The 3632-nt window shown below is 63.4% G+C and carries 4 protein-coding genes; 1 reads left to right on the forward strand and 3 read right to left on the reverse strand.

The window, feature by feature from the left end:
- Positions 1-60 precede the first annotated feature (60 nt).
- Positions 61-261 (forward strand): hypothetical protein, encoded by a 201-nt coding sequence (locus tag ACT3SQ_RS19025; protein ID WP_444502600.1) that lies wholly within the window; start codon positions 61-63, stop codon positions 259-261.
- A gap of 329 nt (positions 262-590) precedes the next feature.
- On the opposite strand, the gene ACT3SQ_RS19030 is transcribed toward ACT3SQ_RS19025, so the two are convergent.
- The 3 genes from ACT3SQ_RS19030 to ACT3SQ_RS19040 all read right to left on the reverse strand — a co-directional run.
- A complete protein-coding gene (locus ACT3SQ_RS19030; protein WP_444502599.1) occupies positions 591-1463 on the reverse strand; it encodes a carbohydrate ABC transporter permease in 873 nt (290 codons plus the stop codon).
- 3 nt (positions 1464-1466) lie between these two features.
- Positions 1467-2297: a carbohydrate ABC transporter permease gene (locus ACT3SQ_RS19035; RefSeq protein WP_444502598.1), complete on the reverse strand. Its 831-nt coding sequence runs from the start codon at positions 2295-2297 to the stop codon at positions 1467-1469.
- A gap of 171 nt (positions 2298-2468) precedes the next feature.
- A partial coding sequence (locus ACT3SQ_RS19040; RefSeq protein WP_444601603.1) for an ABC transporter substrate-binding protein occupies positions 2469-3632 on the reverse strand: 1164 nt, incomplete at its 5' end.

The following is a 3632-nucleotide window of genomic DNA, read 5'->3' on the forward strand; positions in this document are numbered from 1 at the left end:
CCTGGATCGTCTGCAGCGTGAAGGTGCGACCTTCGAGAACTTCTTCTGCGCCTCCCCCGTGTGCCCGATGAGCTCTATGACCTGTACGAAGACCCGCTCGAGGAGACGAACTTCGCCTCGCTCCCGGAGTCCGCCTACCGCCACCGTGCTCTCGAAGAGTTGCTGACCGTCTGGTTTAGGGACCACGAGATCACCGGCCTCAGCGGCTGGGAGAGTGCAGTGGATGGGCGTGGCCAATCAATACCGCTGACCAGAACCTGAGTAAGCAGCGATGACGGTGAACTGTGGCCCGGAAGGCAGCAGATCAAGGGATGCGAGTGCTCAGGAGCAGGGGGGGGGGAGGGAGCCGCGCACACCGGACTGGAAGCTGCGTCGGGTCGATGATTTCGACCCGGCTCTTCGGGAGGCCCTCCTCGCCGTGGAGCACACGGATATCGGGTCGGGGCGGAGCCACGTGCCGATCGGAAGGTCTCCCGATGAATCGCCGGCAGCGGACGTCTCCGGTGAGCATCCTGACGTGGTCGCACAACTCACCGCGCTGCACGAGCAGTGACGTCGGAATATCGCCGGGACGGAGGGTGCCTGGAAAGTCAGCCCTTGAGCGCCCCTTCCATGAGGCCGCGGGAGAATTGGCGCTGGAAGACCAGGTAGATCAGGATTGATGGGACGAACATGACCAGCGCGGCCGCGACGGCCACGTTGAAGTTGTACGACGGATCCGAGGGTGCCGGTTCGAAGAACTGGATGGCCAGCGACATCGGCACGACGTCGGTGCCGGCGAAGGTGAAGGCGATCAGGTACTCGCCCCACGAGTACACGAAGGTGATCAGGGCGACGATGATGATGCCGCCGCGCGCCAGCGGTGCGTAGATCCGCCACAGCACTTGCCACATCGAGGCGCCGTCGAGCCTTGCCGACTCCTCGAGGTCCTTGGGGATGGCCCCGAAGATGCCTCGCATGATCAGCAGCCCCATGGCCAGCTGCCAGGCCGAGTACACGAGGATCAGGCCGAGGTGGGTGTCGAGCAGACGCATCTCGAAAAGCTGCAGGTACAGCGCGGCGATCGTGGTGGTCACGGGGATGAACAGGGTGGCCACGATGCACCAGAAGATGGCCTCTCGGCCGGGAAACTTGATCCGGGCGAAGGCGAATCCGCCCATGGTCGCTGCTACGCAGGTGATCAGCACCGTCCCGCCGGTGACCAGGAAGCTGTCCATCATGTACTTGCCCATGGCCGGCACTCTGTCGAGCATCGCCGGGAAGTTCGCGAGTGTCAGCGAGTCAGGCAGGAGCTGATAGGACTCTTCCGGCGGGCGGAACGCGATGGAAACGAACCACACCATCGGGACCAGCAGCAGCACCACGCCGAGGAGGAGCAGCAGGTGTTCGACGATCTGCCGTGGGCGTCGGCTGCGGCGTCGGTGCGAGGACGGGACGGTCGGGGACTGAGTCTGGTTGGTCATGGATCAGCTGCTCAATCTGCGGAGTCGGGAGATGGCCCAGGCGACCGCCAGGGAGAACAGGGCGAGCATCACGAACCAGGTGTTCGCATACCCGATCTGGTCCTCGCGGCTGAACAGCATGTACGCCTGCAGCCCGTAGGTCATGGTGGAGTCGATCGGACCGCCCTGGGTCATGTAGAGCATCTCCGTGCTGGCCTCGAGCACGCGCAGACGCAGCACCAGCACCAGCACGATCATCGGGATCAGCAGCGGCAGCTGGATCCGAAAGATCACGCCGAGCTCGCGTGCGCCGTCGACGCGGGCAGACTCCAGAAGCTCTCGCGGGATCGTGGACAGGCCGACCAGGAAGAAGATCACCGTCTCGCCCAGGATCCGCCAGATCGACATCGTCGCGATTGCCACGAGCGCGGTGTCGGCATCGCCGAGCCAGTTGATGCTCAAGGAAGAGCCGAGCTCCCGCAGGGCCTGGGTGATCACGCCGACTGTCGGGTCGTAGATCCACATCCACATCTGGAACACGATTGCAGCTGGCAGCACCACCGGGAAGTAGAAGATCGCTCGGTAGATGTTCTGAAAATGCTTGCGGGCCAGTCGGTCGATTGCCAACGCCACGGCCAGCGCGAGGAACATGCTCGGTGGCACGTACAGCAGGAAGTACTTGAGGGCGATCCAGCTGCTGTGCCACATCTCGGGATCTCGGACCCAGTCGAGGTAGTTCTGGAACCCGACGAACTCCTGCCGGTTCATGATGAACTCGTAGTCGAAGAACGTGAGGTAGACCGACCTCGCCAACGGATAGATCACGAAGATCGCGGTCAAGGCGATCGCAGGCAACGACAAGCCATATCCCCAGCGGATGTCATGCCACCGGGAACTTTTCCAGAAGCTGTGCGTGCGGGTGCCTTGTCGGCGGGACGGAGAGGGGACATCGCCCGTCCCCGTCCGAGTGGCACCACTCGGACGAGGACGGGCGGCCTGCTCGACGCGTGATTCAGACATGCAAGGTCACTCGTACTCCGCGAAGGCATCGGCGAGTGTCTTTGCGACATCCGCCGGCTCGAGGTCCTCGGCCATCATCCGCTCCACCTCGGTGCGGAAGTTCGGTGCCATCACCGCCAGGAACGCGTCGTTGGCAGGCATGCCGATCGCGGTGCCCAGCTGAGAATGAGCCAGTTCGAGGTGCGGCGGCAGCTCCGACACGGTATCCAGCAAGTTCTTCAGCGGAGGCAGCGCATTGGAGACTTCCACCGACTGTGTCACCCCGAACTCGCCCAGGAAGCCCTCGGTCATGAACTTCACGGCCATCTCGGGCATCGCGGCGCCCTTGGGGACCACTGCTCCGGTGTCCCAGAAGAAGGTGCCATCCGAGTCGCCGGTGAGGTTGTGGCGGTAGGTGACATCGTCCTCGGGGATGCCCTGGTTGACCGAACCGCGCACCCCTGTCTGCCAATACGTCATCGACACGCCCTGGCTCGCGTAGAAGGCGTCCAAGAATCCGCCGGGAGTCTGGGCGTTCGGTGGCATCGAAGGGATGAGCGCCTTGAGGATCTCAAGGGCCCGCACTGCGGCGTCGGTCGACATGTCCACGGTGCCGTTAGCGGCGAAGATCGAGTCCCGATCGCTGAATGCAGCCAGGATCGGGAGATAGACGCGATGGAACTCGGTCCAGTCCGCACCGTAGTGGTACATATCCGAGGGCAACTCGACGGATTGCGTGGCCTCCACCAGATCGTCCCAGGTCTCCGGAGCCGTGATGCCGTACTCCTCCTGCATGGAGGGGCGCTCGATGTAGCCGACGATGTCGGCCCAGAAAGGGATGGTGTAGATCTTGCCGTCGCTTGCGGTGGCCTCGTTGCGAGCTGCATCGGCGAGGTTGTCGACGAACTCGGCGGACATCAGGTCGTCCAGCGGATGGATTGCTCCCGCCCGAGCCAGTGAGCCGGTCTCCAGCCAAGGGGTAGGACCCAGCAGCAGGTCGTAGCTCGACTCGCCTTGACGGGCCTCCAGCGAGAGCTTCTGGACCAGCGCATCACGAGTGGTTTCGGAACTGGCGACGGGGATGATCTCCACAGTGACGCCCTCATTGGCCTCCTCGAATTGGGAGACGAGATCAGGCAGCCACTCTTCGAGCATATTCCCGACCCATCCGAAGTGGCCGACCCGTAATGT

It is taken from the genome of Brachybacterium sp. AOP42-C2-15 (assembly GCF_052377065.1).
GTDB lineage: Bacteria > Actinomycetota > Actinomycetes > Actinomycetales > Dermabacteraceae > Brachybacterium.

Bases quoted from the DNA above. Each gene is read 5' to 3' on its own strand.
- ACT3SQ_RS19030 (WP_444502599.1), bottom strand. From the start codon at position 1,463: ATGACCAACCAGACTCAGTCCCCGACCGTCCCGTCCTCGCACCGACGC.